General features: G+C 59.3%; 2 protein-coding genes and 1 pseudogene. 1 reads left to right on the top strand and 2 read right to left on the bottom strand.

Going from position 1 to position 4350, the window contains the following annotated elements; all coding sequences use genetic code 11:
* Positions 1 to 898 (bottom strand): 3-phosphoserine/phosphohydroxythreonine transaminase (gene serC, locus RSF91_RS19550; RefSeq protein WP_332569967.1); only part of this gene is annotated, 898 nt, incomplete at its 3' end.
* Between the two features lie 114 nt (positions 899 to 1012).
* Positions 1013 to 3715 (bottom strand): DNA gyrase subunit A, encoded by a 2703-nt coding sequence (gyrA, locus tag RSF91_RS19545; protein ID WP_332569966.1) that lies wholly within the window; start codon positions 3713 to 3715, stop codon positions 1013 to 1015.
* Between the two features lie 229 nt (positions 3716 to 3944).
* Between gyrA and RSF91_RS19540 the strand changes: the two are divergent.
* A pseudogene (locus RSF91_RS19540) lies at positions 3945 to 4350 on the top strand (outer membrane protein OmpA); the annotation flags it as partial.

Below are 4350 nucleotides of genomic sequence, written 5' to 3'. Positions count from 1 at the left end.
TCTCGGCCACCTTGTTCACGTAAAAGCGCGACTGATCGACATAGTTGTAGAACAGATCGGCCTTGGCGATATTGCGCGCCTCCATGGCGGCCACGCCGGTCAGCGTGCCTTCTGTTTGCTGCTTGAGCCATTTGAACGTCAGGCCTGCCATGTAAATGCCCCAGGTCGGGGGCGTGTTGTACATGCTGCCGTTGTCGGCCACGGTCTTGTAATCAAAGGCGCTGGGGCAGACGGGCAGGGCGTGGCCCAGCAGGTCTTCGCGCACGATGACGATGGTCAGGCCCGCAGGGCCAATGTTCTTTTGCGCGCCGCCAAAGGCCAGGCCCACGCGGCTCCAGTCGATGGAGCGCGATGCGACGTGCGAGGAAAAGTCGATGACCAGTGGCGCATCCGAGCCCAGCGCTTTCAGGTCGGGCAGCTCTTGAAACTCCACACCGTGAATCGTTTCGTTGCTGCAGATGTGCACGTAGCTTGCGCCGCGGCTCAGATTCCAGCTGCTGGCTGCGGGGATCGTGGTGTAGTCGCTGTCCTTGCCGGTGGCAATCACATTGGCTTCGCTGGCGTATTTGACGGCTTCCTTGGCCGACTTCTGGCTCCAGCTGCCGGTCACCACAAAATCGGTCACGCCGGCGCGCGAAAGGTTCATGGGCACGATGGCGTTTTCAGCCAGACCGCCGCCTTGCATGAACAGAATCTTGAAGTGGGCGGGCACGGCCAGCAGCTCACGCAGATCGGCTTCTGCGGCTTCGTAAATGCTGATGAATTCCTTGCCGCGATGGCTCATTTCCATCACGCCCATGCCAGAGCCGTGCCAGTCCAGCATTTCGGCGGCTGCGGTTTGCAGCACTTCTTCAGGGATAGCGGCGGGGCCTGCGGAGAAGTTATAGGGGCGGTTCATCAGATTTGCGCTCAAAACATGTGAAAGCGCTTGCCTGGCTTGCGCTTTCAGCTATCAAAAACATTGCGCCACGGCCTGAATTTCAGGCGCGTGGCGGCTTTCCTGGACAGTGGCTTAAGAGGCGTCGCCTGGCTCTGTCGAGCCTTCAGCGGCGCCGTCTGCAGCGGTATTGCCTTCGGCTTCATCAACGCTGCCTTCGGCGTCGTTGGCATCATTTTCCACAATGCGCTGCAGGCCGATGAGCTTGGCACCAGCGTCCAGGTTGATCAGCGTCACGCCCTGTGTGGCGCGGCCCAGTTCGCGGATTTCCGCGACGCGGGTACGCACCAGCACGCCGGTGTCGGTGATCAGCATGATTTCGTCTTCAGGCGCGACCAGAGTGGCTGCCACCACCTTGCCGTTGCGCTCGGACTGCTGAATGGCAATCATGCCCTTGGTGCCACGGCCGTGGCGGGTGTATTCGCTGATGGCGGTGCGCTTGCCGTAGCCATTTTCGGTGGCGGTCAACACGCTTTGCGAGCCTTCTGCCACATTGCCCGTGCCGTCGTCGGCCTCGGCAACCAGCATGGCGATGACGTTCTGGGTGTCGTCGATGTTCATGCCGCGTACGCCGCGGGCATTGCGGCCCATGGGGCGCACATCGTTTTCATCAAAACGCACAGCCTTGCCGCCGTCGCTGAACAGCATCACGTCGTGCTTGCCGTCGGTCAGTGCTGCACCGATCAGGAAGTCGCCCTCGTCCAGACCCACGGCAATAATGCCGGCCTTGCGGGGGTTGCTGAATTCGGTCAGCGCTGTCTTCTTGACGGTGCCCATGCTGGTGGCCATGAAGACGTAATGATCTTCAGGGAAGCTGCGGTTTTCACCGGTCAGCGGCAGCACCACGTTGATCTTCTCGCCGTCTTGCAGCGGGAACATGTTGACGATGGGGCGACCACGCGAGCCGCGCGAGCCCGACGGCACTTCCCAGACCTTGAGCCAGTACATGCGGCCACGGTTGGAGAAGCACAGCAGGTAGTCGTGCGTGTTGGCGATGAAGAGCTGGTCGATCCAGTCGTCTTCCTTCGTGGCCGTGGCCAGCTTGCCGCGACCACCGCGCTTTTGGGCGCGGTATTCGGACAGGGGCTGGCTCTTGATATAGCCGGTGTGCGAGAGCGTCACCACCATGTCGGTGGGCGTAATCAGGTCTTCGGTAGACAGGTCTTGCGCGCTGTACTCGACGGTAGAACGGCGCTCGCCCTTCTTGGTCTGACCGAATTCGGCCTTTACTGTGTTCAGCTCTTCGCCAATGATGACGGAGACGCGCTCGGGCTTGGCAAGGATGTCCAGCAGGTCTTCGATGACCGACATGATGTCCTTGTACTCGGCCACGATCTTGTCTTGTTCCAGGCCCGTCAGGCGCTGCAGACGCATCTGCAGAATTTCCTGCGCCTGAGTCTCGGACAAGCGGTACAGACCGTTTTGCTGCATGCCGTATTCGACTTCCAGGCCCTCGGGGCGGTAGTCGTCGGCATTGATCACGCCGCCATCGGTGCGCGTGCGGGTGAGCATTTCGCGCACCAGCTTGCTATCCCACGACTTTTCCATCAGCGCGGCCTTGGCCACGGGGGGCGTGGGCGCGCTGCGGATGATGGCGATGAAGTCGTCGATATTGGCCAGTGCAACGGCCAGACCTTCCAGCACATGGCCGCGGTCGCGGGCCTTGCGCAGCTCGAACACGGTGCGGCGTGTCACCACTTCGCGGCGGTGCTGCAGGAAGACTTCGATCAAATCCTTCAGATTGCACAGCTTGGGCTGACCGTTGATCAGCGCCACCATGTTCATGCCGAAGGTGTCTTGCAGCTGGGTGAGCTTGTAGAGGTTGTTGAGCACAACCTCGGGCACTTCACCGCGCTTCAATTCAATCACCAGGCGCATGCCGGACTTGTCCGACTCGTCCTGAATGTGGCTGATGCCTTCGATTTTCTTCTCGTGCACTAGCTCGGCCATGCGCTCTTGCAGCGTCTTTTTATTGACCTGGTAGGGCAGCTCATCAACGATGATGGACTGGCGCTGGCCACGGTCGATGTCCTCGAAGTGGCACTTGGCGCGCATCACCACACGGCCGCGACCGGTGCGATAGCCTTCCTTGACGCCGTTGATGCCGTAGATGATGCCGGCCGTGGGGAAGTCGGGCGCGGGCACGATTTCCATCAGGTCATCAATGCTGGCTTCAGGGTTCTGCAGCAGATGCAGGCAGGCGTCAACGACCTCATTGAGGTTGTGCGGCGGAATATTCGTGGCCATACCCACGGCAATGCCCGAAGAGCCGTTGACCAGCAAGTTGGGCAAGCGGCTTGGCAGTACCAGCGGCTCGCTTTCAGAGCCGTCGTAGTTGGGGCCGAAATCCACGGTTTCCTTGTCGATATCGCCCAGCATTTCGTGGGCGATCTTCGAGAGACGGATTTCGGTATATCGCATGGCAGCGGCGCTGTCGCCATCCACCGAACCGAAGTTGCCCTGTCCGTCCACCAGCATGTGGCGCAGAGAGAAGTCCTGAGCCATACGCACGATGGTGTCGTAGACCGCGCTGTCGCCGTGAGGGTGGTACTTACCGATCACGTCACCGACGATACGCGCTGACTTTTTATAAGGGCGGTTCCAGTCGTTATTGAGTTCGTGCATAGCGTACAGAACGCGGCGGTGCACAGGCTTGAGGCCATCACGCGCATCAGGAAGCGCCCGGCCCACGATCACGCTCATGGCGTAATCGAGATAACTGCGACGCATCTCCTCTTCAAGGCTGATGGGCAGAGTTTCTTTAGCAAACTGGGTCATGTCTAGTGATACTTTGACGGCTGGAAAGCAACCATTTTAGGTCGAATGGCGTGTGGCAGCAGAGCAACATAACTTAGGAATTACATAGCTCTCCTACTTGTTGGAGCTTAGTTGACAACACTCTTGCATGTTACGTATGGCACAATCGTTTCAACGTTTTTGGTGATGGTCACTGATGACGTCCACAGATTCGCAGCCCTGCTGCGGCTTTTTCCCCAAGAGGAGAACCATGAAGAAACTGAACAAAGTGGCGATGTTGTTTGCCTCTGCTGCCCTCGTGACGGCCGCTGGCGCACAAGTTAAGGCTGCTAATGGCGGCAACGTCATCGACAACTGGCAAAACGGCACCAGCGAACTGGTGTGGAAGAACGGCACAAACGAACTGTGCTGGCGCGATGCCAACTGGACTCCTGCTACTGCCGCTGTTGATTGCGACGGTGCACTGAAGGCCCAAGTTGCTGCTCCTGCTCCCGCTGTTGTTGCTCCTCCTGTTGCTCCAGCTCCTGCAGCTATTGCTTCCAAGGTCACTTACTCTGCTGACGCCTTCTTCGACTTCGACAAGTCGGTTCTGAAGCCCGCTGGCAAGGCTAAGCTGGACGACCTGACCGGCAAGATCAAGGACATCAACCTGGAAG

Origin of the sequence: Comamonas sp. (assembly GCF_036643215.1) — a bacterium.
Taxonomy (GTDB): domain Bacteria; phylum Pseudomonadota; class Gammaproteobacteria; order Burkholderiales; family Burkholderiaceae_C; genus Comamonas.
The sequence above is the reverse complement of the archived record's forward strand: the minus strand, read 5'-3'. Positions and strand labels throughout refer to the sequence as shown.